Consider the following 24,777-nt stretch of genomic DNA (forward strand, 5'->3'; position numbering starts at 1 on the left):
AGCCGATGCGGAAGGTCAGCGCCACGACGGTGATCGTCGCCGTCACGGTCGCGGTTAGCCTGATCGCCAATTTCGCGCCGAACGTGGCGCAGATCCAATATGCGGCAGGGTTCATTCCGGCACGCGTTTCCGGCGGGCTGCTCCTGCCCGGGCCGCTGGTGCCGGTGTGGGCGACGCCGCTCAGCTCCGCGCTGGTCCATGGCGGTCTCGCCCATCTCGGCATGAACATGCTGATGCTCGCCTTCACCGGACAGGAAACCGAGCGCGCGATCGGCGCCAAGGGGATGGTGACGCTGTACCTGATCGGTGCCTATGTCGGCTGCGCCGCGCAGTGGCTCGCAGGGCCGATGTCGACCGCGCCGATGATCGGGGCGAGCGGGGCGAGTTCGGCAGTGGTCGGCGCCTATTCGCTGCTCTATGGCCGCCAGCGCGCCAAGGCCGTCGGGCCGATCCCGGCGCAGCTGGTCCATATCGCCTGGCTGGCCGCGGCCTGGATCGGCATCAATCTGCTGATGGGCTTCGCCTTCCTCCAGGGTGGCATCGACGTCGCGATCTGGGCGCATATCGGCGGCTTCCTGATCGGCCTGGCACTGGCCCGGCCGATGCTGCTCTGGCGCTGGCGCCACGCCTGAGGGGCGGGAACGGACCCACCTTTTCCGCCGCCATCCCGGCGAAGGCCGGGATGACATTTGGGCTGTAGGGCACCTCAAGCCTTCCGCTGCGCGATGTGCCGGTCGATCACATGGCCGAGCACCGTCATCGGCACGTTGCCGCCCAGCAGCAGCGCGTCGTTGAACGCGCGGAAGTCGAACCGGTCGCCGAGCGCGGTCTTGGCTTGCGTCCGCAGTCGGTTGATCGCGGTGTGGCCCACCTTGTAGCCGCAGGCCTGGCCCGGCCAGGAGCAGTACCGGTCCACCTCGCCCTGCACCTCGTCCTCCGACGAGCCGTTCGCCTCGACGAACCAGCGGATCGCCTGTTCGCGCGTCCAGCGCTTGGCGTGGAGCCCGCTGTCGACCACCAGCCGGCACGCGCGGAAGCCCAGCGACTGGAGATAGCCCAGCTTCGCCGCCGGGTTTTCGGCGTAGACGCCCAACTCGTCGCCCAGCTGCTCGGCATAGAGCGCCCAACCTTCCGAATAGGCGTTGAACTGGAGAAGCGAGCGGATCAGCGGCATCTTGAACGTGTACTCGCCCTGCCAGGCATGGCCGGGGATCGCTTCGTGATAGGCGAGGTCGGGCAGGCTGAACCGCGTCCAGATGCCGGTCGAGCGCAGGTTGATCCACAGCCGACCGGGGATCTTGCCGTCGATCGTGCCCGGGCCGCCATAGGCGCCGGCGGCACCGGCTTCCTCCACCACCGGGATCCGCTTCACCTCGACATTGCCGGGCACCAGCGTGTGGAACGCCTGCGGCATCCGGCCGCGCATATCGTCGATGCTCTTCTGGAGGATCTGGATGATCTCGGCGCGGCCGGCGTCGTTCTCGGGGAAGGCGAAGCGCTTGTCGGTAGCCAGCCCGCGCATCCGCGCGCCGACCGAACCTTGCGTATAGCCGAGCGACTTGAGGATCGTGTCCATCTCGGCCTGGAGCTCGGCAAGCTGGGCCTTGCCCATGGCATGCACTTCGTCAGGCGACATCGTGGTGGTGGTACCGGCGCTCAGCGCCCAGGTATAATAGGCGTCGCCGTCCTTGAACTTCCACACGCCGGCGTCCGAGGTGGCGCGGGCGCGCTGCTTTTCCAGCTCGGCGATCTGGCGGTCGAGCGCGGGGCCCACCTGCTCTGCGGCGATCCTGGCCGCACGGGCTTCATATTCGCCGGGCATGGTGGCCGTGCGCTTGGCGAGCGAGGTCACCACGTCCCATTCGGCCGGATCGCCGCTGCGGGCAAGGCGGATCTGCTTGAGGCACTTGTCGAGCAGGAAGTCCGGCGCGATCACGCCGACGCTCGCGGCCTGCTTCAGCCGCTCGGTCTCGCCGTCCAGCGCGCCCGCATAGGCCTGGAGCCGGTCGCAATAGGCATCGGCATCGTCGCGCGTCGCGATCTGGTGGTCGCTGTCGAGCGTCTTCGGAATGTCGATATAGGCGCCGACATTCTGGATCACGACATAGGGGGTGTTGCGCCAGCTCCCTACCGCGACGTCGCCGTACGGGAAGGCGATGCCCTTCAGGCCGTTGGCATAGGCGGTCTGGATCACGTCGAGATGGACGCGCATCTCGGGGCTTACCGCGTTCACGTCGATCCGCTCGATCTCGGCCAGGGTGGCCTTCAGATGCGCCGCCATCTTGGCGATCCCTGCCGGGGTGCGATCACCGAGCTTGTGCTTGAGCGCGGCCCGCGCGCCCGTGTCGATGCCGAGGCCGGTCGCACCCTCCGGGTTCAGCACCAGCAGCGCCTCGGCCGCGCGATCGATCAGCGCCTGGGCCTGGGCTTCGGCGGCGGGCGCGGCGGCAAGCGCGGGCCACGCGCCCGCGCCGGTGGCCAGCAGGGCGCTCGATCCGAGCAGCACGTCGCGACGGGTGGTACGCATCAATTCGACCTCGATTGGTTTCAGTCTTGGGGAAGGTACGGGAGCGGCTCGACCAGAAGGGTCGTACCCTTGGCGCCGGTGATCCGCACGCGGGTACCGGCGGGGCTGTCAGGTCCGCGCGCGGGCCATTCGCCATCGCCGACGCGGACGCGGCCGCCATGGTCGCTGATCGGCTCGACCACGGTCACGACATCGCCGATCAGTCGGGCGACGCGGTCGTTGAGCAGCGGGTCGGCGCTGGCGATCGGAAACTCGCGGTACCAGCGACGCCCCAGCAGGACGGTCACCGCCGACCAGGCAATGAAGCCGAGGATCTGGCCCGCGGGCGCAAGATCGGGAAGGAGCAGCGTGACGACCCCGGTAAGCGCCGCGGCGATGGCGATGAAGACGAGGAATACCCCCGGCACGATCAGCTCCGCGATGCCCAGCACGGTCGCGGCGATCAGCCATAGAAGAGCGGGATGCTGCAGCCAGTCCACCGGGGCGATCAGCCCTGCTGGTCGAACGGACCCGGGCGCCGGGCCTGGGGCACGGACGGGGCGGAGGGCTTGGAGGCACCGCCGGACAGCGCGTCCTTGGCCAGTTCGCCGATGCCGCCCAGCGTACCGATCAGCTGGGTCGCCTCGACCGGGAACAGGATCGTCTTGGCGTTGGGCGAGGTCGCGAACTTGCCGACCGCCTCCACATATTTCTGCGCGATGAAATAGTTGAGCGACTGGCTGCTGCCGGATTCGATCGCATCGGAGACCAGCCGGGTCGCCTCTGCCTCGGCCTGGGCGGCGCGCTCGCGGGCCTCGGCGTCGCGGAAGGCGGATTCGCGGCGGCCTTCGGCCTCCAGGATGCGGGCCTGCTTCTGGCCCTCGGCGCGCAGGATCTCGGACTGGCGGGCGCCTTCGGCCTCGAGAATGTTGGCGCGCTTCTCGCGCTCGGCCTTCATCTGGCGGCCCATGGCGTTGACGATATCGGCCGGCGGGCGGATGTCCTTGATCTCGACGCGGGTGATCTTCACACCCCAGGGCGTGGTGGCGTGATCGACCACCGAGAGCAGCCGCGCATTGATCTCGTCGCGCTTGGACAGGGTTTCGTCCAGGTCCATCGAGCCCATCACCGTGCGCAGGTTGGTCGTCGTCAGCTGGAGCAGCGCGACGTACAGGTCCGACACTTCATAGGCGGCCTTGGCGGCATCCAGCACCTGGAAGAACACCACGCCGTCGGTGGAGATCATCGCATTGTCCTTGGTGATGATCTCCTGGCCCGGAATGTCGATCACCTGCTCCATCATGTTCACCTTGCGGCCGACACGGTAGAAGAAGGCGGGGTAGAAGTTGAAACCGGGCGCCGCGACGGTGGTGAAGCGGCCGAAATGCTCGATCGTGTACTGATAGCCCTGGGTGACGATCTTCACGCTGGCCAGCAGGTAGAACAGCACCAGCACGGTCAGCCCGGCCAGAAACACGAAAAGCACGTCCATACGCCCGACTCCCCTCGCAATCGGCAGTAGTGCTAGCATAGAGAAGGGCCATGACCAGCATGGCTCTCGCCCCTCGCACCGCCTTGTTCCTCCCCGCATCCAATCCGCGCGCCGTTGGCAAGGCCCGCACGCTCGATTGCGACATGGTGATCCTCGATCTCGAGGACGCGGTGAAGCCGGAGGACAAGGATGCCGCGCGCGAAGCCGCCGTGGCCGCGGTGGCGGAGGGGTTCGGAGACCGGATCGCGGCGATCCGGGTCAATGCGGCCGATACCGCGGAACATGGCCCCGACCTGGCGGCGATCGCGCGATCGGCGGCGGCTCTGGTCGTGGTGCCGAAGGTCGAGGACGCAGCCACGGCAGCGCGCGTCGCCGATGCCGTGGGCAAGCCGATCCTGGCGATGATCGAGACGCCGGCCGGCGTTTTGGCGGCGGTCGCGATTGCCGCCGAGCCCGGCGTCACGGGGCTCATCGCCGGGACCAACGATCTGAAGGCGAGCCTCGGTATCCCGGCCGCCGCCGGGCGCGGCGGGCTGTCCCTTGCGTTGCAGACGGTGGTGCTGGCGGCGCGAGCGGGGAATGGCTGGGCGCTGGACGGCGTGTTCAACGCGCTCGCCGACCTCGACGGGCTTGCCGCCGAGTGCAGGGAAGGGCGGGCCCTCGGCTTCGACGGCAAGACGCTGATCCATCCCGGACAGATCTCCACCACGCGGGCGGCGTTCGCACCGACGGCGGAAGAGGTCGCCGAGGCGCGCGCGCTGGTGGCCGCGGCGACCGGCGGTGCGGAACGCTTCCGTGACCGGATGATCGAGGCGATGCATGTCGCCCAGGCCCGGCATATCCTGGAACGGGCCGGCAACGTCGATTAAATTGCCGGCGAGGGCGTCGGTGTTGCTCTCATCTTCTATGGTTAAACCATGGAGAATATGCACGAACTCGATGGCACGCTGCTCCAGGCACTCGGAGAGATCGAGGCCCTGCTGGCGCTGCCCTGCTGCAACGTGGCGGAGCTCTCCCGGGTGCGCTATCAGATCGCCCGTGCCGTTGCCGCACGGCGCAAGGCGATCGACCTGCTGGTCAATGCATCCCTTCTCGAAGGGGGCGCCAGGGCGGAGGGTGCGAAGTCGCTGCCCGGCGGCAGCCTCGACATGCGCATGTTCTATACCGATCACATCAGCGCTTGGCCCACCGCGCGGGCGGTCGAGAACTGGCCGGCCTATGTCGTGGCATCGCGGAAGCTGGCTGGCATCATCCGCAAGCAGGTGCAGATCGAGCGCGACCTGCTCTATCCGGGAACACCCCCGGTCCACGCCTGAACCTGCCCCCTAGCGCATCCGCACCCTTGCGGTTACATGGGCCGCCAACATTCGACTCAAGGATTTGGCGCACCCCCATGGAAATCCCACTCGGCCTCACGTTCGACGACGTCCTCCTCTATCCGGGCGAATCCGAAATCGTGCCGAGCATGGCGGATACGCGCACCTTCGTGACGAAGAACCTGGCGCTCAACATCCCGATCCTCTCCTCGGCGATGGATACCGTCACCGAAGCCGACATGGCGATCGTGATGGCGCAGCTCGGCGGCATCGGCGTGCTCCACCGCAACCTGGAAGTGGACGAGCAGTGCGAGGCGGTCCGCGCGGTCAAGCGGTTCGAGAGCGGCATGGTCGTCAATCCGATCACCATGGCGCCCAGCGGCACCCTCGCCGAGGCGCAGGCGCTGATGGCGAAGCACCGGATCAGCGGGATCCCGATCGTCGAAGCCAGCGGCAAGCTGGTCGGTATCCTGACCAATCGCGACGTCCGCTTCGCCGAGAACCCCAACCAGCTCGTCTCCGAGCTGATGACCCACCAGAACCTCGCCACGGTGAAGGTCGGCGTCGCGCAGGAAGAGGCGCGTCGCCTGCTCCATCAGCGCCGGATCGAGAAGCTGCTGGTGGTCGACGACGCCTATCGCTGCGTCGGCCTGATCACGGTGAAGGATATCGAGAAGGCCGTCACCTATCCGCACGCCACCAAGGATCCCAGCGGCCGGCTGTGCGTCGCGGCGGCGACGACGGTGGGCGACAAGGGCTTTGCCCGCACCGAAGCGCTGGTCGATGCCGAGGTCGACCTGATCGTGATCGACACCGCGCACGGCCATAACAAGGACGTCAGCCGCGCGGTCGAGCGGGTGAAGAAGCTCTCCAACCGCGTGCAGGTGATCGCCGGCAACATTGCCACCGCCGAAGCGGCGCGCGCGCTGATCGATGCAGGCGCGGATGGCCTCAAGGTCGGCATCGGGCCGGGCTCGATCTGCACCACCCGCGTCGTCGCCGGCGTCGGCGTGCCGCAGCTCACCGCGGTGATGGATGCGGCCGAGGAAGCGGCCAAGTCGGGCGTGCCCGTGATCGCCGATGGCGGCATCCGCACCTCGGGCGACATCGCCAAGGCACTGGCCGCCGGTGCGAGCGCGGCGATGATCGGCTCGCTGCTCGCGGGCACCGAGGAAGCGCCGGGCGAGACCTTCCTCTACCAGGGCCGTGCCTACAAGTCGTATCGCGGCATGGGCTCGGTGGGCGCGATGGCCAAGGGCTCGGCCGATCGCTACTTCCAGCAGGATATCAAGGATCAGCTGAAGCTGGTGCCGGAAGGCATCGAAGGGCAGGTGCCGTACAAGGGCCCGGCGCGCGACGTGATCCACCAGCTGGTTGGCGGCGTGAAGGCGTCGATGGGTTATGTCGGCGCGGCGACGCTGCCGGAATTCCAGGAGAAGGCGCGCTTCGTGCGCATCACCAATGCGGGTCTCAAGGAAAGCCACGTCCATGACGTGACGATCACCCGCGAGGCGCCGAACTACCCGACGCGCTGAATCCGGTTCCCTTCCGTCGCGGGCGACCGCGCCCGCGACGGGGAGACCGGCTCGGCCGCCGGATCGATCCGGCAAACACGATCGCGACCGTCCCGCTTGGCGGCATAGAGTGCGCGATCCGCATCCCGATATAATTGGGCAAAGTCTGCACCCCCGCCGGCCTCGGCGATACCGATGCTGACGGTAACGCGCTGGTGCCCGATCTCGGCGCTGTGATCGCATGCCGCGATCTCCTGCCGCACATGATCGGCGAAACTGGCCAGCGCCGTGCCGCTGCGATGGGTCAGCACCATCGCGAACTCCTCGCCCCCCAGTCGCGCGACGGCGCAGCGCGGCCCCTCCCAGCGCGCCAGCCGCGTCGCGATGGTGCAGAGCACCACGTCACCGACGTCATGGCCATGCTCGTCGTTGATCGCCTTGAAGCGATCGATGTCGATCAGCAGCAATCCCATCGCCGCCGCGTCCTCGCTCGCCGCATGGGTGAGCGCCTGCGCCGCTTCGACCAGGCCGCGGCGGTTCCGGATCGCGGTCAGCGGGTCACGCTCGGCCAACTCGCTTGCCCGGGCTTCGGCGGCGCGCGCCATGTCGCGTTCGGTGCGCAAGCGGGAGAGACGGCGGCTCGCCGCGATCGACAGCCAGATCGTCTGCCAGGCGGAGGTGAACAGCACCAGGATCTGCGGCCCGCCGCCCCAGAACCGGCTGCCGATATCGACGACCTGGGTCAGCGCTAGGGCTGCCATGGGAACCGACCAGGCAGCGAGCAGATCGCGCGCCTCCGGGCTCCCGCGCCGTATCCCATAGATCAGGCACAGCAGCACGACGGCCAGGTTCGCCAGCACTGACACGCCCAGAATCGGCACGATCTGCTCGATCATGGTCGTGCGTGCCAGCGTGGCAGGCACGCCCAGGACCGCGACCGCGAAGCCGAGCAGCAAGGCCAGCAGCCGCAGCGGCTGCGGCACGGTGCCGCCTGCCAGCGCGGTCGTCGTGCTCAGCGTGGCCAGCAGCACCGCCAGAGCGGAAAGCGCGGTGCAACTCTGCGCGGCGACGGTGCCCGCCATGCCGGGCGCGACCAGCAGGCCGAACTGGGACCAGATCGCACCCCATAGGAACATCGCCACGGCCCAGGCACCTTGCCAGGCGAGATATTGCCGCCGGATGCCCAGCGCGAGCGAGAAATTGTAGAGCGCCCCCGCCACCAGCAGGGTCAACGCGGCACCGATCAGCGCGGCGAGAAGGCCGTTCTCGATATCGGCTTCGCCCGCGCTCACCAGGCGCAGGCGCAGCAACTGGTAGCTGGTCAGTCGATCGACCCGCAGGGTGATGGATTCGAGCGCGGCGGATCGATCGTTCGGCGTGAAGGCGATCTGGGCACCTGGGCGCCAGTGATCGCCGAAGCCGCCGCTCTGCACCTGCTGCCACTCGATCGTCCCGTCGGTATAGCGGAACGCCACGGCAAGCCGGTCGAAGCGGGTGTGGTGGACCAGCAGCGTCACCGCCTTGCCTTCCGGATCGTAGCGGTGCGGATCGATGCGCACCCACAGGCTCGCCTGGTCATAGGCGGAGAGCGGACGGCGGCAGGAAAAATGGTTGCGATCGGGGACAGCGTCCGGCGTGGCGATCGGCGTCACCGCAAGGCACAGGCGCGAATCGAGCGGGACTGGAACCGCTCCGGCGGCCACCGGCGCGAACAGCACCAGCAACACCGCCATACAGCGGAGCAGGGACGTGGTTGCCACGCCGCGCACCAGACTCCCAATCCCCATCGTCACGAAATGCATCCAGAATGATTTACGATACCTTACCGACAAAGGCTATCTTCCTGAATATGCATCTTTGTCGGTGCCAACTTTGCATTCGGACGCGGTTCGGCCTAGCGCACGGAGCATGACTCCTGCCGCACGCGTCCAGATGGCGATCGACCTGCTAGACCTGATCCTGGGGGCGGCGCGCAACCGGGGGGCAGCCGCCGACGTCCTCCTTGCGCGCTGGTTCGCCGAACGTCGCTTCGCCGGATCGAAGGATCGTCGCGCGGTGCGAACCCTGGTCTATGACGCAATCCGGCATTGCGGCGAGGTGCCGGTGTCCGGCCGTGCCGCCATATTGGCGCTTGCGCAGGGCGATCCTGCTCTTGCTGCCCTGTTCGACGGATCGCGCTATGGGCCGGCTGCGATCGTGGCGGGCGAACCGGTGGCCGCGCCGGGCACCGCCCCGGTCTGGCTGGAAACGGCGTTCGAAGCGTCCGGCCTCGACGCGGCGGAGCGTTCGGCGCTGCTCGATCGGGCCCCCCTCGACCTGCGGGTCAACCGGCTGAAGACGACGGCCGGGGATGTCGCGGCCCTGTTCGACGGCGCGGCCACGCTCCCCTTCGCGCCAGACGCGCTGCGGCTTCCGGAAGACACGCCGGTGGACCGCACCCCTGCCTATGCGGAGGGGCTGTTCGAGGTGCAGGATGCCGGCAGCCAGCTCGTCAGTGCGCTGGCCGGTGCGGCCCCCGGCATGACGGTGATCGATCTCTGCGCCGGCGGCGGCGGCAAGACGCTGGCTTTGGCGGCGTGGATGGAGAATCGCGGCACGATCCTCGCCTGCGACGTCGACCGGCCGCGGCTGTCCCGGCTGATGCCGCGAGCCGAGCGCGCCGGCGTCACCATCGCCGAGACGCTGCTGCTCGATCCGGGCCGCGAGGCCGAGCGGCTGTCGCCGTGGCGCGGGCGTGCCGATCTCGTGCTGGTCGACGCGCCTTGCTCGGGCACGGGCACGTGGCGCCGCAACCCGGAAGCGCGCTGGCGGCTGACCCCGGCGCAACTGGATCGCTATGTCGATACGCAGGCGCACCTGCTGGACGTGGCGGCGCAGCTGGTACGGCCGGGCGGCGCGCTGGTGCATGTCGTCTGCTCGCTGCTCGACCGGGAAGGGGCGGGGCAGGTGGAGCGTTTTCTCGCAGCCCAGCCAGGCTGGACCGCCGAACCGCTCGATCCGCCGGCCGGGCGACCGCGCGGGCAGGGCATTCGCCTTACGCCGCGCTATGATACGACCGACGGGTTTTTTGTCGCGAAGCTGGTGCGGCAATGCTAGCCCCGGGCAATGGAGTTCTGGAGATGTTGATGCGGTTCACGACTCTCTCGGTGGCGGGTGCGCTGCTGGTACTGACGGTGTCGAGCGGGCTGAGCGCCCAGCGGCCGGACAGCCAGCTCGATCCGCGCTCGGTGGAACTGGTCCGCCAAGCGCGCAGCGCGCAGGCTGCCGGCAATCTCGGCGGTGCCAACGACCTTCTGGAAACCGCGCTGGCGGTCGACCCGCGCAACCGCGAGGCATTCGTGCTGATCGCCGATATCGCGCGTGTGCAGGACCTGCCCGGCAAGGCGATCCGCGTCTATGGCGAGGCGCTGAAGCTCGATCCCAATGATCTGACCGCGCTTCGCGGGCAGGGGGAGGCGATGGTTTCCAAGGGCGCGATGACCCGCGCGAAGGACAATCTCGCCAAGATCAAGACGATCTGCAAGGCGGGCTGCGCCGAAGCGACGACGCTGGCCGCGTCGATCGCCAAGGGGCCGCCGCCGGCACCGGCGCCTGCACCGACCCCCGTCGCGGCCAATGCGCCTGCGAAGGAAACGGCGAAGCCCTGATCGCGGATTAGCTGGGCGCGATCGCCGCTTCCAGGGTGCGCGCCCGATTTTCCTCGGCAGCGACGATCTCGGCGGCGCGGCGGACGGCGGCCTGCAGCGCAGGATAGTCCGGCTGGCCGCTCTGTGCCCGCTCGATCCGCAACTGGTCGAAATCGCCGAGCGTCACGCCGGCCCGGGCGCGCAGGCCATCCAATACGCTCAGCGCGGTCTGGGCATCGAGCCACGGGCTGCTGCCTGCCGCGAGCCCGCGCGCACGGGCGACTTTCGTCTCCGCATCCTTGGCCGCCTTCTGGAACTCGCGATCGATGACGTCGAGCGTTACCGACAGCGTGGTGATCCGGGCATCGAGTCCGGCATCCGGAGTCGCCTGGGGCGCGGGCCGTGCCGGTTCGGTGAAGTCGAGCGTCTCGTTCGCCCTGGGGAGCAGCGAGGGATAGCGCGTGCTGGTCTGGGCGCAGCCGGCAAGCAGCGCAGCGCCTGCGACGAGAAGGGGGAGCGATCGCATGGCCCCGCCATATGCTTGTGGAAAACTTGGTGCAACGGGCTTGCGCTGTTCCGAAACCGCCCGTAAAGGCTGCCCTCCACCAGGCGCCCGTAGCTCAGCTGGATAGAGCATCAGACTACGAATCTGAGGGTCGGACGTTCGAATCGTTCCGGGCGCGCCACTCCCCCGCCAGAGCCCAGCTCGGCGGGGGTTTGTGTTTCTGTGCTGCTCAGATCCCGGCGTCGATGCTGTCGAGGATGCGGCCCCCTGCCATGAACACCGCGATCGGGCATACCGCGAACAGCAGCTTGCCGCCGAGTCCCGGGTACAGGCTCATATAGTGAAAGCCGCGCTCGACCGCGCCGTTGGCGAGGCCGAAGATCACGAGATAGGCCTCGAACTTCGACTTGATCACGAAGAGACGGCCGATCCGGTACAGCATGGCTGGCGCGCAGCAAGCCGCGTGCCAGCCCCGGATTTCCGCCGATCTTTCTCTTCGGCTTATGGTAAAGTGTAAGTTAACTCGACAATGTCGAGCGTCTCCAGCAGCGCGCGGCGGGCGGCTTCGATGCGTGCGACCAAGGCCGGATCGGCAATGGCGGCAGGATCAATCGCCTCGGGCCAATATGCCTCCACGACACCCGCGATTCGATCGAGCTTGGCGTCGTCGACCAGAAAGCGCGGATCGACCGTTGCCGGATCGGCCACGACACGAAGGCGCAGGCAGGCTGGCCCGCCGCCGTTCGCCATCGATTCGCGCACGTCCACCACCTCCAGCCGGCGTATCGGGCCGTTGCCGGCGACGTGCGCTTCCAGCCAGTGCCACACCGAAGGCGTGTCGCGCGCCTCGCTCGGCAGCACCAGGCTGGTCTCGCCGCCGGGAAGCGTCACCAACTGCGCGTTGAACAGATAGGAGGCGATCGCATCCGCCAAGCTTACCTCGGCCGCCGGCACCTCCACAATTTCTACCTCCGGCATCATGGCGCGGAGGCGATCGTAGAAACGGTCCTTGTCGGCGAAGGCATGTTCATGCGCGAACAGGACGCGACCGTTCGCCAGCGCCACGACATCGTTGTGGAAGGCGCCGGCGGCGATCGCCTCTTCCGATTGCTGGACGAACAGGGTGCGTTCCGGATTGAGCAGATGGCGCCGAGCGATCGCGGCGCTGGCGTCCGGGTGCTGACGCGCCGGGAAGGGGCCGCCCGCAATGCCATAGACGAAGATCTCGACGCCGGCTGCGTCGTGCGAGGTAGCAAGCCGCATATGGTTGGCGGCACCTTCGTCCCCGAACGGGGCAGGCACGGGGCCGTGCACCGCGAAGGCGGGATCGGCGAAGGCGAGGCGCAGCTGCGCCAGCGTCTCGGGCCATTCGTGGCTACGATGCGGCATGGTCACGAGATTGGCGACGCTCAGATGGCAGCGGCCATCGGCGGTGTCCGGCGCAGGAGATATGGTCGCCGCGTTCGCCGCCCACATCGGCGAGGCGGAGAGGGCCTGGGCCTGGCTGTGCAGCGGCGCACGGTCATATCTCAGGCCGAGTTCGGCCAGCCAGCGATGATCTGGCCGGGCGTGGGGGAGCAGGATTCCTTGCGGTAGTCCGAGCGCGAGATTGGCGCGCATCTTGGCGATGCCCTGCAGCGCTGCGGTGCGTGGGTGCGAGACTTGGCCGCGGTTGCGTGTCGCGGCGAGATTGCCGTGGCTCAGTCCGGCATAATTATGGCTGGGGCCGACGATGCCGTCGAAGTTGATTTCCATCAGCATCATCTAGCTACCCACAAGAGTTCATCTCCGATCTGAACTCCAAGCGCTTCCGCCGAAACCGGATCCAGCGAGATACCCCCATCGTTCGGGGCCACTTGCGCAAGCGCTGCCTGAAAACTGGCGAGGCGACCGGTCGCGACCAGCGCCTGCTCCCCGCCCGGCGCGATCGCGGCGATGGTCGAGCGCTGCGCCTCGCGGACCGTCTTTACCTGGTCGGTGCGGGCCGTCATTGTCGGGCCGCCATCGAAGATGTCGATGTAGCTTTCGAAGGCAAACCCTTCGTTTTCCAGCATTCGCATCGCAGCACGTCCCGATGGATGGGGCAGGCCGATGACTGCCCGAGCGTGTTCGGACAGCATGGCGGTATAGACGGGATGCTTGGGCATAAGATCGGCGATGAACTGGTTGCCATGGGTGGCGTTGAATTCGTCCGCCTGCTGAAAATTCATCCCGAAGAACCTTCCGGCAACCCCGTCCCAAAAAGGGGAGCCGCCGGCCTCGTCGATCACGCCGCGCAGTTCGGCGAGAATGCGATCGGCGAACCGGGCGCGGTGCTGGGCGATGAACAGATAGCGGGCACGAGCGAGCAGCAGGCCCAGGCCCCCGGCGCGCTCGCCCGGATGCAGGAACAGGCCGCCGACTTCGCTGCAACCCTCAAGATCGTTGACCAAGCTGAGGATCTCGGCACGGAAGGTCCGCTTCAGTTCCTGGCTGTGCTTGGTCACCGTGCCCATGCGATAGCTGTAGAAAGGCCATTTCATGCCGACCCGGGTGAAGATCTGGCAGGTGCCGCGAACTTCGCCCGTTTCGACATTTTCGAGGATCAGCACGAACAGGTCGTCGACTTCCGTCTCGTCCTCGGTGCGGGCGAACGCTTCGTGGCTGCGGTCCAGCTTGGCGCGGAGGGCAGGTTTGTCCGGCGGCAAATTCGTGAAACCACCGCCGGTTAACTTTGCCATCTCATACAAGGGCTGAAGGTCTTCGTCGCGCGCCGCGCGGATGCGAAAGCTGCTCATGGGCGGCCACGCTCGACGAGGCGCAGAATGGTGAGGACCGAGAGCGCGGCGCGCTCGGGCAGGCTGTCGGGGATCAGATATTCCTCCGTGGAATGAATGGCGCCACCGCGCGCGCCCATGGTGTCGACTACCGGGACGCCGCACGCGGCGATGTTGTTGCCGTCGCATACGCCGCCGGTTGCCTTCCAGGCGATCGGCAGGCCGAGATCTGCACCCGCATCGCGGACCAGATCGAACAGGCGTGCGGCTTGCGAATCAATGGGTTTGGGCGGTCGGTTGAAACTACCATGCAGGTGGACATGAACGTCCTGCTCGGCGCTGACCGCGGCGATGGCATCGTCCAGCGCGGCCTGGGCCAGCGCCGTCGCCGCGGCATCGCCGGGCCGGAAGTTGACCCGCAGGATGGCGAGATCGGGGACCACGTTGTTGGGACCGCCGCCGTCGATGCGCGCCGGGTTTACCGAGAGGCCCGGCGCCTTGGCGTCGGCCAGTCGTACCGCCAGTTCTGCGGCGGCGACCAGCGCGTTTCGGCCGTCCTCCGGGTTGCGGCCGGCATGGGCGCTTCGGCCGTGGACGACGAGCGAGAAATTGCCGGTCCCCCCGCGCGCGCCGGCAAGGGTGCCGTCCGGCAGCGCCGGTTCATAGGTGAGCGCCGCCGCCTTGCCCTGTGCTGCCCGTTCGATCAGACCGCGCGAGGATAGCGACCCCGTCTCCTCGTCCGAGTTGATCAGCACGGTATAGCCGAGACGTGCGGCGGCGGCGCTTGCTTCCACCGCTTCCAGTGCGGCCAGCAGCAGCGCGAGTCCGCCCTTCATGTCGGCCGCGCCGGGCGCGTTCAGATGGCCGTTTTCCAGCCAGCGCGTCTGCTGGAAGGGGTGATCGACGTCGAAGACCGTGTCCATATGGCCGGTGAAGAGCAGTTGCACCGGCGCGCCGGGGCGTACCGTCAGCAGCAGGTGCCGGCCATGGTCGAGCGGTTCGATGGCGCCGGCTGCCGTTACCGTCTCGACCGGATCGGGCGCGACGAGTTCCAGCGTTCCGGGCAGCGTCGCGAAGGCATCCGCCAGCGCCTCCGCCATCCGCGCTAGCCCGGCAAGATTGCGGGTGCCGCTGTTGATCGCTGTCCAGCCCAGGGTCCTCTCCAGCATCGGCGCGGCCTGGGCACGCTCGATCGCCGTCCGTTCTATCGCGGATAGCTTGTTCATATCGTGAGGGTAGACCGGAACGGGGGCGGTTGAACACCCCCGCCGACGCGATCAGAAGTCCAGGACGAGCGCGGCGCGGCTGGTCGTGTCGGTGGTGACGCGGCCGATCGGCGGCGCGCTTTCATACTGCACCGTGTAGCTGAGCTGCGCCGAGAGCGGGCCGATCAGGCGTGCGAGCAGCGCGGACTTGCTCGCCACCGTGCTGTTGTCCTTTTCGATATAGGCCGAGGCGGTCTGGGTTACCGACATGCCACGCGACAGCTTCCAGGCGAAGTCCACCGATCCGCGCGCGGCGATGTTGTTCTCCGCCGGCGCACCGATGAAGCGGGTATAGCGATAGGCGGGGCCGAGCTCGAGATCGAGCTTGATCGTGGAGTTCTTGATCGCGCTGTACCCGGCCCCGGAGGAGAGCGATACACGGTCGCCGAAGCCCGAGAACCGATCGCTTTCATACTGGGCCGCGCCGTACATATAGGCCCGGCTGTCGAACTTCCAGTTGGGCTCGTAGGCGGCGAGGTAGCGTTCGCGCGTGGTGACGCCCAGGCTCTCCTGGAAATCGGCCTGGACGCGCAGCTTGTGCCGCCATTCGATGCCCTCGCGTTTCACTTCGGCAGTGGCGGTGACACCGATATTTTCGGAATTGCCGGTGGTAACATAGCCGCCGAGTTCGATATGGCCCTTCACCAGTTGCAGGAAGCGCGCCTCGCGTAGTGCCTGCTGGGCGACTTCGCGTCGCTTCGAGCGCCAGTCGCCGGCGATCCTCGCGACGAGCGGTGCGCTCGCCGGGTCGGCGGTCTTGGCGTATTTGACGATCACCGCGACATCGGCCTCGTTGCCGGAGCTCATCGCCGCATCGAGCATTGCCTTGATCGTCGGGGGGATCGGGGGATCTTCCGCATTCGCGAGCAGCAGCGGAAAGGCAAGAAACAGGGCGCGCATGTCGCGTTTGTCCTAGCCATAGTTTCGGGGCGCAAAAAGGGCAGGCTGTCGCATCTGCACAACGCACGGCCTCAGCCGCGGCCCGCAGGACAGGTTGTCGCGGCATGCCGTAGCGCCGAAAGCCTCATCGGAAGCGAGGAGGATGCGATGGCATTGCGGGCGGTGATCTTCGGCGCATCGGGCGGAATCGGCGCGGCCGTGGCGGCGCGGCTGGCCGAGGATTCCGGCGTCGAGCGGCTGTATCTGGGAAGCCGCGCGCCGCTCCCGCAGACCGATGCGCGTCTGGTGCCCTTTGCCTTCGACCTGACCGACGAGGCGAGCATCGCCGCGGCCGCCGCCGGCGTCGATAGGCCGGTTGATCTGGTCTTCGTTGGCACGGGGATGCTCCACCGCGCCGGCGGGCCGGCACCCGAAAAGGCCTATCGTGCGCTGGATGGGGCGGCGATGGCGGAGCTGTTCGCGATCAACACGATCGGACCGGCGCTGATCGCCAAGCATTTTCTGCCGCTGCTGCCGCGTGACCGCCGGGCGGTGTTCGCGGCGCTTTCCGCGCGGGTGGGCTCGATCGCGGACAACCGACTGGGCGGCTGGCACAGCTACCGTGCCTCCAAGGCGGCGCTCAACATGCTGCTGGTCACGCTGGCGATCGAGCTGCGGCGGACGCACCCGCTTGCGATCGTCGCAGGCTTGCACCCCGGGACGGTCGATACCGGGCTTTCCGCGCCGTTCCAGCGTGGCGTTGCGCCGGAAAAGCTATTCTCACCAGAGGTTAGTGCCGGATATCTACTGGACGTCATCAGCAATCTGAGTCCTGCGGAGTCGGGCGGGATCTTCGCTTGGGACGGCGCGCCCGTCCCCTATTGAGCGAGCCGCGACGCGACGAGGCCGCGTAGCCCCACCCGCGCCTTCAGCCGAGCCGCGAGCAGCGCCATGCCGCTGATCTTGCGCTGGACGAACAGCGTGTTGGCCGGCGGCACATGCCAGACGGCGCGGTCCTCCACCATCTGCATGCCTTCGCCGCGTACCGCCTGGAGGAAGCTGCGGTCGCCGAAGTCGAAGTCGTCGGCACGGTCGGTCTGCTCGAGGATAAGTCCGATCATCCGGTCGATCACCGCGGGGTGGCGATCCAGTGCGGCCTGACTGAAGAAGCCCAGGTCCAGCGCGGCTGTGCGCACCGCGGCGGTGTCGCTGTTCAGTCCCGCTTGCAGAAGGCTGTGATATCCTTCGGCGATATCAGCCGAAACGGGCATCGCAGCGCCGAAATCGAGCAGCACCAGTCGGCCGCTTTCGGGTTGGTAGCGATAGTTGGCGAAATTGGGATCGGTCTGGATGAAGGCGAAGTCGAATACCTCGCGCAGCACCAGATCGATCAGCGCGGTGGTCACACGGTTGCGCTCGTCCTCGCCGGCGGCCTCCAGCGTCTCGATCGGCTTGGCGGCGATATAGTCCATCGCAAGGACATTGACCGTGGAGAGCTCAGGAACCGGGCGCGGCACCAGATAGCGGTCGTCGCCGGCGAGATGATCGGCATAGCGCGTCATCATCGCGGCCTCGCGGACATAGTCCGCCTCGTCGTGGAGCTGGCGCTTGGCCTCGCCGAGCAGGGGCGCGATGTCGAGGCCCTTGGGCAGCAGGCCCGAGAGGCGGAGGAGGGTCGCGACATTGTCGACATCGGCGTCGATGCTCTCGCGGACGCCGGGATACTGGACCTTGATCGCGAGCATCCGCCCGTCGGGCAGCCGGGCGCGGTGAACCTGGCCGATCGATGCGGCGGCCATCGGATGCGCCTCGAACAGCGCGAAGCGGCGGCGCCAGTCGGCACCCCATTCCTTGGCCAGCACCTGCTGGAGCTGGGCGGGCGGCATGTGGTGGGCGCGGTCGCGCAGCCGGGCGAGGATCTGGGTCAGCTCGTCGGGCAACACGTCGCCGGCGTCGAGCGAGAGCATCTGCCCGAGCTTCATCGCCGCACCACGCAGCTGCGCCAGCTGCTCGGTCGCGCGGGCGACGTTGCCGGGGGTGAGCACGAGGTCGCGCAGTTGCGGGCGCTCACCGGCGACAAGGCGCTTGGCTCCTTCCGCCAGCACGTTGCCGGCAACGCCCCCGGCGAGACGGCCCATCACGCCGAAGCGTGAAAGGCGACCCTTCGGGACGGCGCGGGCGCGCCCGTCATATGCATTGTCATCCGCCATGCCGTTCCCTTTCGCGCATCCAGCGCTGGAGTGATGGCCGAACGCGCAAGAAAGCACGATATAGCCGTTCGAGGATCCAGGTCATGCCCGGCAGCAGTGCCAGCAGCCCCAAGGGGCGCAGCAGGGGGACAGCGCGCCACATCGCCGCGAAGGCGGCCGCGCCGCTGTAGAACCGCCCGCGGGCGTCGCTGACATGGAAACGGGCGAGCAGGTCGGCCCGATCCCGCGGGCAGGTGGCGGCGCCATCGCTGACATCGACGAAGCGGAGGGCGCTGCGCCGGTCCAGCCGGCGCATCAGTGCGATCTCCCGCGTACATAACGGGCAGCCGCCATCGTACCAGACGGTGAGCGGCTCAACCATTCCAGCGGCTCCCAGCTGGGATCAGCGCGTCGAGGAAGCGGGCGGAATCGGTCCGGATCTCCGCCTTGCGTTCGGCGGTCATGCGATCAAGGTTGCGGACGATCGGGCCCATTCGCTGGTTGCGGACGAAGCGCTCGCGGTGGCGGTCGATGAAATCCCAATAGAGATAGTTGAACGGGCAGGCGTCCGGACCCGCCTTCAACTTCACCTTGTAGCGGCAGCCGGCGCAGTAATCGGACATCCGGTCGATATAGGCGCCGCTGGCCGCATAGGGCTTGGAGCCCATGATCCCGCCATCGGCGAACAGCGCCATGCCGATGGTGTTGGGCATCTCCACCCATTCATAGGCATCGGCATAGACCGCCATGTACCAGACATGCACCAGATAGGGGTCGATACCTGCCAGCAGCGCGAAATTGCCGGTGACCATCAGCCGCTGGATATGGTGGGCATAGGCATGGGCGCGGGTCTGCTCCACCGCGTCGCGCACGCAGGCCATGTCGGTCTCGGCGGTCCAGTAGAAGTCGGGGAGCGGGCGACGGGCCTCCAGCGCATTGGCATCCGCATAGCGGGGCATGTGGAGCCAGTAGATGCCCCGCACATATTCGCGCCAGCCGAGGATCTGCCGGATGAAGCCCTCCGCGGAGTTGATCGGCACCCGTCCGGCGCGCCATTCGGCCTCCGCGCGGCGGCACAGGTCCAGCGGGTCGAGCAGGCCGATGTTCAGATAGAGGGCGAGGTGCGCGTGGAACAGCACCGGTTCGCCGCGGCGCATCGCGTCCTGATAGTCGCCGAAACGGGGCAGGGCATGGGCGAGGAAATGGTCGCGCGCCTTCTCGGCGTCGGCGCGGGTGACGGCGAGCGCGAAGGGACGGAGGTCACCGAAATTGTCGGGGAAGCGCCGCTCGACCAGGTCGAGCACCTCGAGCGTGATCGTATCCGGTTCGAACGCCGGCAGCGGCGGCGCGCTGGTGCCGGGGGGCGGGGTGCCGCGATTGTCATGGTCGTAGTTCCACTCGCCGCCCGCGGGTTTGTCTCCTTCCATCAGCAGGCGGCTACGGCGGCGCATGTCGCGATAGAAATATTCCATCCGCAGCGTGCGGCGACCCTGCGCCCAAGCGCGAAACCCCTCCGGATCGATCAGGAAGCGCGTGTCCGGCAGCAGGGTTAGGCCGGGGACGGCGGCCAATGCCTGGCGCAATCGCCACTCGCCCGGCTCGGTGCAGAGAACCTCGTCCACCATCAGGTCCGCGCGAGCCCGCTCGATCTCGCCCGTCAGGCTGCCGCTGTTCTCGGGATCCTCGAGCGTCGTGTAGCGCACCTGCCAACCCGCCGACCGCAGTTCCTCGGCGAAATGGCGCATGGCGGCAAAGACGAAGGCGAGCTTCTTCCGGTGGTGCGGAACATAGGTCGCCTCCGCTGCGACCTCCGCCATCAAGACGACATCCTCGCGCGGGTCCGCCTCGGCCAGCGAGGAAAGGTCGGTGCTCAGCTGGTCGCCGAGCAGGAGGATGAGGCGGGGCATGGCCAGCATGTGGGGCAGGGGGCGAACCGGGGCGCGATGTCTTTTCGGACAGGTTGAGAGGCGGCAGGGCGCGGGCGATGCCGCATCCATGGAAACCGCACCGGCCCCGCTTGCCCCCGCCGTCCGCCTGCTCGGCTATGCCGGGCTGCTGCCGCTGGTCGGCTGTGCCGCGGGCCTGTTCCTTCTGCCAATGCACCGCGCGTTGCTGCTGGAGATCGGCTTCGGCTACGCGGCACTGATCTACAGCTTTCTCGGAGGGCTGTGGTGGGGGCAGGGGATCGCGCATGCCCGCGGCTCGGCATGGCTGTTCGGCGTTGCGGTGCTTCCGTCGCTGATCGGCTGGGGGCTGCTGCTTCTCCAGCGCATGGGCTGGACCACGGCGCAGGCGTTGCCGGTGCTGGGCGCCGCAATCCTGGCGTCCCCGCTGGTCGATCTGGTGCTGCAGCGGAGCATGGGCGCCGTGCCCGGCTGGATTGCGCTGCGTGTGCAGCTGTCCACCGGGCTCGGCCTTCTCACGCTCGCGCTGGCGATGCTTTAGGCCGCTTCCGCCGCGCTGCCGATCATCGCGCCGAGCCGATGGCCGGAAAGCCAGGCCAGCTCGACGCGCGGACCCTGCAGCCAGTCGCCACAGGCACCGAGCCGCAGCGCGCCGTTCCACAGGGCTCCCTTATCGACGCCGGGCGTCATCGCGAAGCGCCAGCGATGTGCCGCGAGATAGCGGACCGGCGGCACCGGCCCGTCCGCATGCACCAGCAGCGCATCGAGCAGCGCCTGCGCGACCGCTTCCGGCGTATCCTCGAGGTGGAGGGCGGACCAGGAGCCATGCGCCTGCACCACCCAGGTTTCGCCGTCGTGGCGACCCGGCTTTGCGCCGTCGCGCGCGGCCCAGCCGATGATGCCATGCTGGCGGATGCTGTCGGCGGCGATCGGCACGCGGTTCTCGAAGGCCATCATCGCCGTCCAGCACGGCTGGGACCGCGCGGCCATGGCGTCGGCGGCCATCATTAGGTCGTGCGAGCCGAGGAACGCGGCGGCCTGCTCCGCCGGCAGTGCCACGATTGCGGCGTCATAGGGGCCGTGCTGCCCTTCCTGAAGCCGCACGTGCCAGCCGGCGATGTCGCGGGTCAGCGCCACGACATGGTGGCGGAAATGCACGCGGTGCGTCTCCGCCATGCGGCGCACGGGCGCGTTCATCGCAGGCGTGCCGACCCAGGCATCGGGCCCGGCTTCCTGCCACGGGCTGGCAACGCCCTGGGTCTGCCAGTCCTGCACCTGGCGGCGAAAGCGATCGTCGCGGACGGTGAAATACTGCGCACCATGATCGAACTGGAGCTGTTCGCCGTCCAGCTCGACCCGCCGGGTGGACATCCGCCCGCCGGGCCCGCGGCCCTTGTCGAACAGCGTCACCTGGTGGCCGGCGGCCCGCAACTGATCGGCACAAGCCAGCCCTGCAATACCGGCGCCGAGGATCACCACGTCCATCGCAACGATCCCGTTCAATAGCCCATCAGCGACATGAGTTCGGCACGGCTGCTGCGATCCTCGAGGAAGCAGCCCAGCATCCGGCTGGTTACCATGTTGACACCGTGCGTCTTCACCCCACGCCCGGTCATGCAGCCATGCTGCGCCTCGATCACCACGGCGACCCCGGCCGGCTTCAGATGTTCCCAGATCGACTGGGCGATCTCGGCGGTCAGGCGCTCCTGAATCTGCAGGCGACGCGCATAGCCATGGAGGACGCGGGCAAGCTTCGAAATGCCGACCACACGGTCCTTGGGAAGATAGGCGATGGAAGCCTTTCCAGTGATCGGCGCGAGGTGGTGTTCGCAGTGCGACTGGAACGGAATATCTTTCAGCAGGACGATCTCGTCATAGCCGGCAACCTCCTCGAAGGTGCGGGCGAGATGCATGCCGGGATCTTCCTCGTAGCCGGCGCAATATTCCCGCCACGCCTTGGCGTGGCGCTTCGGCGTATCGACCAGCCCCTCGCGTTCCGGATCTTCCCCTACCCAGCGGAGCAGGGTGCGAACGGCCTCCTGTACTTCCTCGGGCACCATTTCGTGCCCAGATTCGTTGTCGGCCCGTTCTATGTCGTTGCAGAAGAAGTTCATCGGGCCTACCTTTCGTTTCACCGGCAGCGTTTGCTTGGCACGCCGGCATCGAGTGTCCTCCACATGAGGAGCCCGGCTGAAACCGGGAACATGGACAAAAGGGTATCCGCTTGCGCGACCCCATAAGGATGCAGAAAGCCGACCAATGCCATTGACCGACATGATCGCCGGAAGTGCCGTCGCCGCGGTACTCAGCAACCCCCGCCTGCCGGACAACCCCATCATCGACTGCAACGAGGCGTTCATCGCCCTCACCGGCTATCAGCGCGACGAAATCGTCGGCCGCAACTGCCGGTTCCTGTCGGGCGACAAGACGGAGCCGTGGCTCAGCGAGGCACTGAGCGCCGGCGTCCGCGAGAAGCGGCCGGTGATGGTGGAGATCCTCAATTACAAGAAGGACGGCACGCCGTTCCGCAATGCGGTGCTGGTTGCGCCGATTTTCGGCGAGGATGGCGAGCTCGAATATTTTCTCGGCTCGCAGATGGAAGTGGAGGGGCCGAAGGAGGGCACCGCCCACCGCGCGACCATCGCCCGGGACAAGATCGACGCGCTGTCGCCTCGGCAGCGCGCGGTGCTGATCGCGATGGCGGCCGGCAAGCTCAACAAGCAGATCGCCTACGACCTCGGCCTGACCGAGCGCACGATCAAGATGCACCGGGCGGCGATGTTCAAGGCGCTCGGCGTGCGCACCGCGGCCGACGCGGTGCGAATGGCGATCGAAGCGGGCTACTGAGCCATCTGCAACGGCGCTGGCGGGTCGCCGATCAGGCGTGCCCGGCCGTGCCGATCCGCTTGGCCTGATGGCGGGGCGTAACGGCGCCCTTGCCTTGCCGCACAAGAAGAAGGGGCGCCCTCCGCTGGGAAGACGCCCCGATCCGGCCCGGCCCCGTGCGGCGGCCGGTCAGTTGCCGTTGGCAGCAGGCGCGTCCACGCCCTCTTCCGGCGTGGCGTTGCCGATCATCGCTTCTGCCTCCGCATTGGCGCGATCCTCGGCGTCGTTCTGGTAGATCATCGCATTGGCCTCCGGCGCGAAGTTCGCGCCGTCCGCCATGTTGGCTTCGCCGCCGCCACACGCCGCGAGCGGCGTCAGCAGGGCTGCCGCGGCCATCAGGCGAAGCTTGGTCATCCGGGTGCTCCCAATCCATTCCATTGTTGCGCAGGCGAACCGAGCCGCCTGTCCGAACCCGTTGCATGGGGCAGGACAGGCATGCCGTCAAACGCAAATAGGCCGACCCGCCCCAGCTTTGCCATGTTTCCGCCCGAATTCGGGACGGACGGTCACTCGCCCTTTTCGGAGGGCACCGGCGCGATATCCTCGGCGGCGTTGGCGGCGATCGCCAGCATGGCCGCCCAGGCGGCGACGTTCTGGCGAAGCTGGGCGGGATCGATCTTGTCCAGCGTGTCGTCCGGCGTGTGGTGCAGATCGAAATAGCGGAGCCCGTCCTGCTCGAGGCCGATCGTGCCGACGCCTAGCGCCAGGATCGGCTCTACGTCGGTGCCGCCATGCGCCTTGGCGCGGCCGCGCTCGATCCCCAGCGGGTAGAGCGCTGTCTCCAGGCGATCGCCGATCGCCTTGGCGCTTTCCGGCAGGTTGGTGTCGAACTTCCAGACGCGATCGGCGCCGAAATCGGATTCCATCGCCAGCACATGGCGTTCGCCGCCATGTGCTGCGGCATAGGCCTTGCCGCCAAAGCCGCCGACTTCCTCCGCGCCGAACCACACGACGCGGATGGTGCGGCGGGGCTGGCCGAGCTTGGCCGCCTGGAGCGCCGCTGCGGTGGTGATCGCCACGCCCGCGCCGTCGTCGATCGCGCCGGTGCCGAGGTCCCAGCTGTCGAGATGGCCGCCGACGACGATGATGCCCGCCTTGGGGTCGCTGCCGGGGATATCGGCGATGACGTTGCCGGATTCCGCCTCGCCCTTGAATTGCGGCGTGACGGTCAGGCGCAGCTTCACCGGGCCGCGCTTGACGAGCCGGAGCAGCTGCTCGGCATCGGGCACCGACAGCGCGGCGGCGGCGATCGGCGAGACGCCCTTGGCCCAGGTGGTGACGCCGGTATGCGGGTTGCGATGATGATCGGTGCCGATCGAGCGGATCAGCACGGCCGCCGCTCCCTTGGTCGCGGCGATGCTCGGCCCGGCACGGCGAACGGCGCCGTAATAGCCATATTGCGAACCGTCCTGCGTCGGCACCATCGCATGGTCGATAAAGGCGATCTTGCCCTTCAGGCTGCCGACGGGAGCTGCCTGGAGCTCGGCGAGCGAGGCGAAATAGACGACGTCCGCTTCCAGCGGCTGCGCGCCGGTCGAGCCCGAATAGCCGAGCGCGGCGATGGTCAGCTTCTGCGCCGACGGCCCAAGCACTTCCGCGGTTTCGGCGCCGCGCACCCAGACCGGCATGCGGTAGGTTTCGACATGGACGTTCTTGAAGCCGAGAGCGGTGAGCTTCTGCACGCCCCAGGCACGCGCACGGGCCTCCGCCTCCGTGGCGGCGAGGCGCTGGCCGACCTCGGTGGTGAGCCCCTCCACCACGTCCCAAGCGACATCGTCCTTGAGCGCGGCGTCGCGCACGCTCGCCACCTGGGCTGCGGTCTGGGCGAAGGCGGGGAGGGGCAGGGCGAGCGCGGCAGCGGCCGCAAGCAGGAGGCGCTTGGTCATGCTGCGGATGCTAACCAGAGACGGACCGATTGCAACGCGATTCGAATGCGACG

The 24,777-nt window shown here is 67.9% G+C and carries 26 protein-coding genes and 1 tRNA gene; 10 read left to right on the forward strand and 17 right to left on the reverse strand.

Features of this window, described 5'->3' with window-relative positions; translation table 11 throughout:
- Positions 1-5: 5 nt before the first annotated feature.
- Entirely contained in the window at positions 6-632 is a 627-nt protein-coding gene (locus tag KK7_RS0115405; RefSeq protein WP_010545546.1) for a rhomboid family intramembrane serine protease, read from the forward strand.
- 74 nt (positions 633-706) lie between these two features.
- Here KK7_RS0115405 and KK7_RS0115410 read toward each other — a convergent pair whose 3' ends face one another.
- Genes KK7_RS0115410 through KK7_RS0115420 form a run of 3 tightly spaced genes read right to left on the reverse strand, consistent with a single transcriptional unit; the run spans position 707 to position 3,998 of the window.
- Positions 707-2,527 (reverse strand): DUF885 domain-containing protein, encoded by a 1,821-nt coding sequence (locus KK7_RS0115410; RefSeq protein ID WP_010545547.1) that lies wholly within the window; start codon positions 2,525-2,527, stop codon positions 707-709.
- A gap of 20 nt (positions 2,528-2,547) precedes the next feature.
- Positions 2,548-3,006 carry an NfeD family protein gene (locus tag KK7_RS0115415; protein ID WP_010545548.1) on the reverse strand — a complete coding sequence of 153 codons (459 nt, stop codon included), beginning with the start codon at positions 3,004-3,006 and terminating at the stop codon, positions 2,548-2,550.
- 8 nt (positions 3,007-3,014) lie between these two features.
- Positions 3,015-3,998, reverse strand: a complete 984-nt coding sequence (locus tag KK7_RS0115420) for an SPFH domain-containing protein (RefSeq protein WP_010545549.1) — start codon at positions 3,996-3,998, stop codon at positions 3,015-3,017.
- A 50-nt stretch (positions 3,999-4,048) separates the two neighbouring features.
- Between KK7_RS0115420 and KK7_RS0115425 the strand changes: the two genes are divergently transcribed.
- The 3 genes from KK7_RS0115425 to guaB all read left to right on the forward strand — a co-directional run bounded on the left by KK7_RS0115425 (position 4,049) and on the right by guaB (position 6,849).
- The gene (locus KK7_RS0115425) at positions 4,049-4,867 is read left to right on the forward strand and encodes an HpcH/HpaI aldolase/citrate lyase family protein (protein WP_010545550.1); all 819 of its coding nucleotides are present in this window, start codon (positions 4,049-4,051) and stop codon (positions 4,865-4,867) included.
- A 57-nt stretch (positions 4,868-4,924) separates the two neighbouring features.
- Positions 4,925-5,314 (forward strand): hypothetical protein, encoded by a 390-nt coding sequence (locus tag KK7_RS0115430; RefSeq protein ID WP_010545551.1) that lies wholly within the window; start codon positions 4,925-4,927, stop codon positions 5,312-5,314.
- 77 nt (positions 5,315-5,391) lie between these two features.
- On the forward strand, positions 5,392-6,849 hold the full coding sequence (gene guaB, locus KK7_RS0115435; protein ID WP_010545552.1) for an IMP dehydrogenase: 1,458 nt from the start codon (positions 5,392-5,394) through the stop codon (positions 6,847-6,849).
- Here the strand turns inward: guaB and KK7_RS0115440 are convergent.
- Positions 6,834-8,588 (reverse strand): GGDEF domain-containing protein, encoded by a 1,755-nt coding sequence (locus KK7_RS0115440; RefSeq protein WP_237709232.1) that lies wholly within the window; start codon positions 8,586-8,588, stop codon positions 6,834-6,836. The genes guaB and KK7_RS0115440 overlap by 16 nt on opposite strands.
- 148 nt (positions 8,589-8,736) lie before the next feature.
- Here KK7_RS0115440 and KK7_RS0115445 point away from each other — a divergent pair, with 148 nt between their 5' ends.
- Together KK7_RS0115445 and KK7_RS20920 are read left to right on the forward strand one after the other, a co-directional pair.
- Positions 8,737-9,924, forward strand: coding sequence for an RsmB/NOP family class I SAM-dependent RNA methyltransferase (locus KK7_RS0115445; RefSeq protein WP_029623334.1), 1,188 nt, complete (start codon positions 8,737-8,739; stop codon positions 9,922-9,924).
- Positions 9,925-9,953: 29 nt separating this feature from the next.
- Positions 9,954-10,475: a tetratricopeptide repeat protein gene (locus tag KK7_RS20920; RefSeq protein ID WP_040598855.1), complete on the forward strand. Its 522-nt coding sequence runs from the start codon at positions 9,954-9,956 to the stop codon at positions 10,473-10,475.
- A gap of 7 nt (positions 10,476-10,482) precedes the next feature.
- Here KK7_RS20920 and KK7_RS0115455 read toward each other — a convergent pair whose 3' ends face one another.
- Positions 10,483-10,980, reverse strand: coding sequence for a hypothetical protein (locus KK7_RS0115455; protein ID WP_010545556.1), 498 nt, complete (start codon positions 10,978-10,980; stop codon positions 10,483-10,485).
- Between the two features lie 83 nt (positions 10,981-11,063).
- Between KK7_RS0115455 and KK7_RS0115460 the strand changes: the two genes are divergently transcribed.
- Positions 11,064-11,140 (forward strand) — tRNA-Arg (locus KK7_RS0115460).
- A 48-nt stretch (positions 11,141-11,188) separates the two neighbouring features.
- Here KK7_RS0115460 and KK7_RS0115465 read toward each other — a convergent pair.
- From KK7_RS0115465 to KK7_RS0115485, 5 genes are read right to left on the reverse strand one after another with little or no spacing between them, the layout of a single operon-like run.
- Positions 11,189-11,401 (reverse strand): hypothetical protein, encoded by a 213-nt coding sequence (locus KK7_RS0115465; RefSeq protein WP_010545557.1) that lies wholly within the window; start codon positions 11,399-11,401, stop codon positions 11,189-11,191.
- Positions 11,402-11,460: 59 nt separating this feature from the next.
- Entirely contained in the window at positions 11,461-12,723 is a 1,263-nt protein-coding gene (locus KK7_RS0115470; protein ID WP_010545558.1) for an N-succinylarginine dihydrolase, read from the reverse strand.
- On the reverse strand, positions 12,720-13,736 hold the full coding sequence (locus KK7_RS0115475) for an arginine N-succinyltransferase (protein ID WP_010545559.1): 1,017 nt from the start codon (positions 13,734-13,736) through the stop codon (positions 12,720-12,722). The genes KK7_RS0115470 and KK7_RS0115475 overlap by 4 nt, the downstream gene beginning before the upstream one ends.
- A complete protein-coding gene (locus KK7_RS0115480) occupies positions 13,733-14,941 on the reverse strand; it encodes a hydrolase (RefSeq protein WP_010545560.1) in 1,209 nt (402 codons plus the stop codon). The genes KK7_RS0115475 and KK7_RS0115480 overlap by 4 nt, the downstream gene beginning before the upstream one ends.
- A 51-nt stretch (positions 14,942-14,992) precedes the next feature.
- Positions 14,993-15,880: a DUF481 domain-containing protein gene (locus KK7_RS0115485; protein WP_010545561.1), complete on the reverse strand. Its 888-nt coding sequence runs from the start codon at positions 15,878-15,880 to the stop codon at positions 14,993-14,995.
- 147 nt (positions 15,881-16,027) lie between these two features.
- Between KK7_RS0115485 and KK7_RS0115490 the strand changes: the two genes are divergently transcribed.
- Complete coding sequence (locus KK7_RS0115490) at positions 16,028-16,744, forward strand: SDR family NAD(P)-dependent oxidoreductase (RefSeq protein WP_010545562.1); 717 nt, start codon at positions 16,028-16,030, stop codon at positions 16,742-16,744.
- Here the strand turns inward: KK7_RS0115490 and KK7_RS0115495 are convergent.
- The 3 genes from KK7_RS0115495 to KK7_RS0115505 are packed head-to-tail and all read right to left on the reverse strand — an operon-like array spanning position 16,738 to position 19,964.
- On the reverse strand, positions 16,738-18,069 hold the full coding sequence (locus KK7_RS0115495) for an ABC1 kinase family protein (RefSeq protein ID WP_010545563.1): 1,332 nt from the start codon (positions 18,067-18,069) through the stop codon (positions 16,738-16,740). The genes KK7_RS0115490 and KK7_RS0115495 overlap by 7 nt on opposite strands.
- Positions 18,059-18,430, reverse strand: coding sequence for a thiol-disulfide oxidoreductase DCC family protein (locus KK7_RS0115500; protein ID WP_051121366.1), 372 nt, complete (start codon positions 18,428-18,430; stop codon positions 18,059-18,061). The genes KK7_RS0115495 and KK7_RS0115500 overlap by 11 nt, the downstream gene beginning before the upstream one ends.
- Entirely contained in the window at positions 18,423-19,964 is a 1,542-nt protein-coding gene (locus KK7_RS0115505; protein WP_010545565.1) for a cryptochrome/photolyase family protein, read from the reverse strand. Before KK7_RS0115505 ends, KK7_RS0115500 begins: the two co-directional genes overlap by 8 nt.
- A gap of 79 nt (positions 19,965-20,043) precedes the next feature.
- On the opposite strand from KK7_RS0115505, the gene KK7_RS0115510 reads away from it, so the two are divergent.
- Complete coding sequence (locus KK7_RS0115510; RefSeq protein ID WP_010545566.1) at positions 20,044-20,493, forward strand: DUF3429 domain-containing protein; 450 nt, start codon at positions 20,044-20,046, stop codon at positions 20,491-20,493.
- On the opposite strand, the gene KK7_RS0115515 is transcribed toward KK7_RS0115510, so the two are convergent.
- Both KK7_RS0115515 and folE read right to left on the reverse strand, forming a co-directional pair.
- Positions 20,490-21,437 carry an NAD(P)/FAD-dependent oxidoreductase gene (locus KK7_RS0115515; protein ID WP_010545567.1) on the reverse strand — a complete coding sequence of 316 codons (948 nt, stop codon included), beginning with the start codon at positions 21,435-21,437 and terminating at the stop codon, positions 20,490-20,492. The two genes, KK7_RS0115510 and KK7_RS0115515, sit on opposite strands and share 4 nt — an antisense overlap.
- Before the next feature lie 14 nt (positions 21,438-21,451).
- Complete coding sequence (folE, locus tag KK7_RS0115520; RefSeq protein ID WP_010545568.1) at positions 21,452-22,066, reverse strand: GTP cyclohydrolase I FolE; 615 nt, start codon at positions 22,064-22,066, stop codon at positions 21,452-21,454.
- A 145-nt stretch (positions 22,067-22,211) separates the two neighbouring features.
- Between folE and KK7_RS0115525 the strand changes: the two genes are divergently transcribed.
- Entirely contained in the window at positions 22,212-22,799 is a 588-nt protein-coding gene (locus KK7_RS0115525) for a PAS domain-containing protein (protein WP_029623335.1), read from the forward strand.
- A 168-nt stretch (positions 22,800-22,967) separates the two neighbouring features.
- Here the strand turns inward: KK7_RS0115525 and KK7_RS0115530 are convergent, their stop codons facing one another.
- Both KK7_RS0115530 and KK7_RS0115535 read right to left on the reverse strand, forming a co-directional pair.
- On the reverse strand, positions 22,968-23,192 hold the full coding sequence (locus tag KK7_RS0115530) for a hypothetical protein (protein WP_010545570.1): 225 nt from the start codon (positions 23,190-23,192) through the stop codon (positions 22,968-22,970).
- 152 nt (positions 23,193-23,344) lie between these two features.
- On the reverse strand, positions 23,345-24,724 hold the full coding sequence (locus KK7_RS0115535) for a M20/M25/M40 family metallo-hydrolase (RefSeq protein WP_010545571.1): 1,380 nt from the start codon (positions 24,722-24,724) through the stop codon (positions 23,345-23,347).
- Positions 24,725-24,777 lie beyond the last annotated feature (53 nt).

The sequence above is a fragment of the Sphingomonas elodea ATCC 31461 genome, assembly GCF_000226955.1.
Lineage (GTDB): Bacteria > Pseudomonadota > Alphaproteobacteria > Sphingomonadales > Sphingomonadaceae > Sphingomonas > Sphingomonas elodea.

Bases quoted from the DNA above. Each gene is read 5' to 3' on its own strand.
- KK7_RS0115410 (WP_010545547.1), bottom strand. From the start codon at position 2,527: ATGCGTACCACCCGTCGCGACGTGCTGCTCGGATCGAGCGCCCTGCTG.
- KK7_RS0115405 (WP_010545546.1), top strand. From the start codon at position 6: ATGCGGAAGGTCAGCGCCACGACGGTGATCGTCGCCGTCACGGTCGCG.
- KK7_RS0115475 (WP_010545559.1), bottom strand. From the start codon at position 13,736: ATGAGCAGCTTTCGCATCCGCGCGGCGCGCGACGAAGACCTTCAGCCC.
- KK7_RS0115490 (WP_010545562.1), top strand. From the start codon at position 16,028: ATGGCATTGCGGGCGGTGATCTTCGGCGCATCGGGCGGAATCGGCGCG.
- KK7_RS0115485 (WP_010545561.1), bottom strand. From the start codon at position 15,880: ATGCGCGCCCTGTTTCTTGCCTTTCCGCTGCTGCTCGCGAATGCGGAA.
- KK7_RS0115510 (WP_010545566.1), top strand. From the start codon at position 20,044: ATGGAAACCGCACCGGCCCCGCTTGCCCCCGCCGTCCGCCTGCTCGGC.
- folE (WP_010545568.1), bottom strand. From the start codon at position 22,066: ATGAACTTCTTCTGCAACGACATAGAACGGGCCGACAACGAATCTGGG.
- KK7_RS0115535 (WP_010545571.1), bottom strand. From the start codon at position 24,724: ATGACCAAGCGCCTCCTGCTTGCGGCCGCTGCCGCGCTCGCCCTGCCC.
- KK7_RS0115425 (WP_010545550.1), top strand. From the start codon at position 4,049: ATGACCAGCATGGCTCTCGCCCCTCGCACCGCCTTGTTCCTCCCCGCA.
- KK7_RS0115420 (WP_010545549.1), bottom strand. From the start codon at position 3,998: ATGGACGTGCTTTTCGTGTTTCTGGCCGGGCTGACCGTGCTGGTGCTG.
- KK7_RS0115465 (WP_010545557.1), bottom strand. From the start codon at position 11,401: ATGCTGTACCGGATCGGCCGTCTCTTCGTGATCAAGTCGAAGTTCGAG.
- KK7_RS0115470 (WP_010545558.1), bottom strand. From the start codon at position 12,723: ATGATGCTGATGGAAATCAACTTCGACGGCATCGTCGGCCCCAGCCAT.
- KK7_RS0115515 (WP_010545567.1), bottom strand. From the start codon at position 21,437: ATGGACGTGGTGATCCTCGGCGCCGGTATTGCAGGGCTGGCTTGTGCC.
- KK7_RS0115495 (WP_010545563.1), bottom strand. From the start codon at position 18,069: ATGGCGGATGACAATGCATATGACGGGCGCGCCCGCGCCGTCCCGAAG.
- KK7_RS0115480 (WP_010545560.1), bottom strand. From the start codon at position 14,941: ATGAACAAGCTATCCGCGATAGAACGGACGGCGATCGAGCGTGCCCAG.
- KK7_RS0115505 (WP_010545565.1), bottom strand. From the start codon at position 19,964: ATGCTGGCCATGCCCCGCCTCATCCTCCTGCTCGGCGACCAGCTGAGC.
- KK7_RS0115530 (WP_010545570.1), bottom strand. From the start codon at position 23,192: ATGACCAAGCTTCGCCTGATGGCCGCGGCAGCCCTGCTGACGCCGCTC.
- KK7_RS0115525 (WP_029623335.1), top strand. From the start codon at position 22,212: ATGCCATTGACCGACATGATCGCCGGAAGTGCCGTCGCCGCGGTACTC.
- KK7_RS0115430 (WP_010545551.1), top strand. From the start codon at position 4,925: ATGCACGAACTCGATGGCACGCTGCTCCAGGCACTCGGAGAGATCGAG.
- guaB (WP_010545552.1), top strand. From the start codon at position 5,392: ATGGAAATCCCACTCGGCCTCACGTTCGACGACGTCCTCCTCTATCCG.
- KK7_RS0115445 (WP_029623334.1), top strand. From the start codon at position 8,737: ATGACTCCTGCCGCACGCGTCCAGATGGCGATCGACCTGCTAGACCTG.
- KK7_RS20920 (WP_040598855.1), top strand. From the start codon at position 9,954: ATGCGGTTCACGACTCTCTCGGTGGCGGGTGCGCTGCTGGTACTGACG.
- KK7_RS0115455 (WP_010545556.1), bottom strand. From the start codon at position 10,980: ATGCGATCGCTCCCCCTTCTCGTCGCAGGCGCTGCGCTGCTTGCCGGC.
- KK7_RS0115500 (WP_051121366.1), bottom strand. From the start codon at position 18,430: ATGGTTGAGCCGCTCACCGTCTGGTACGATGGCGGCTGCCCGTTATGT.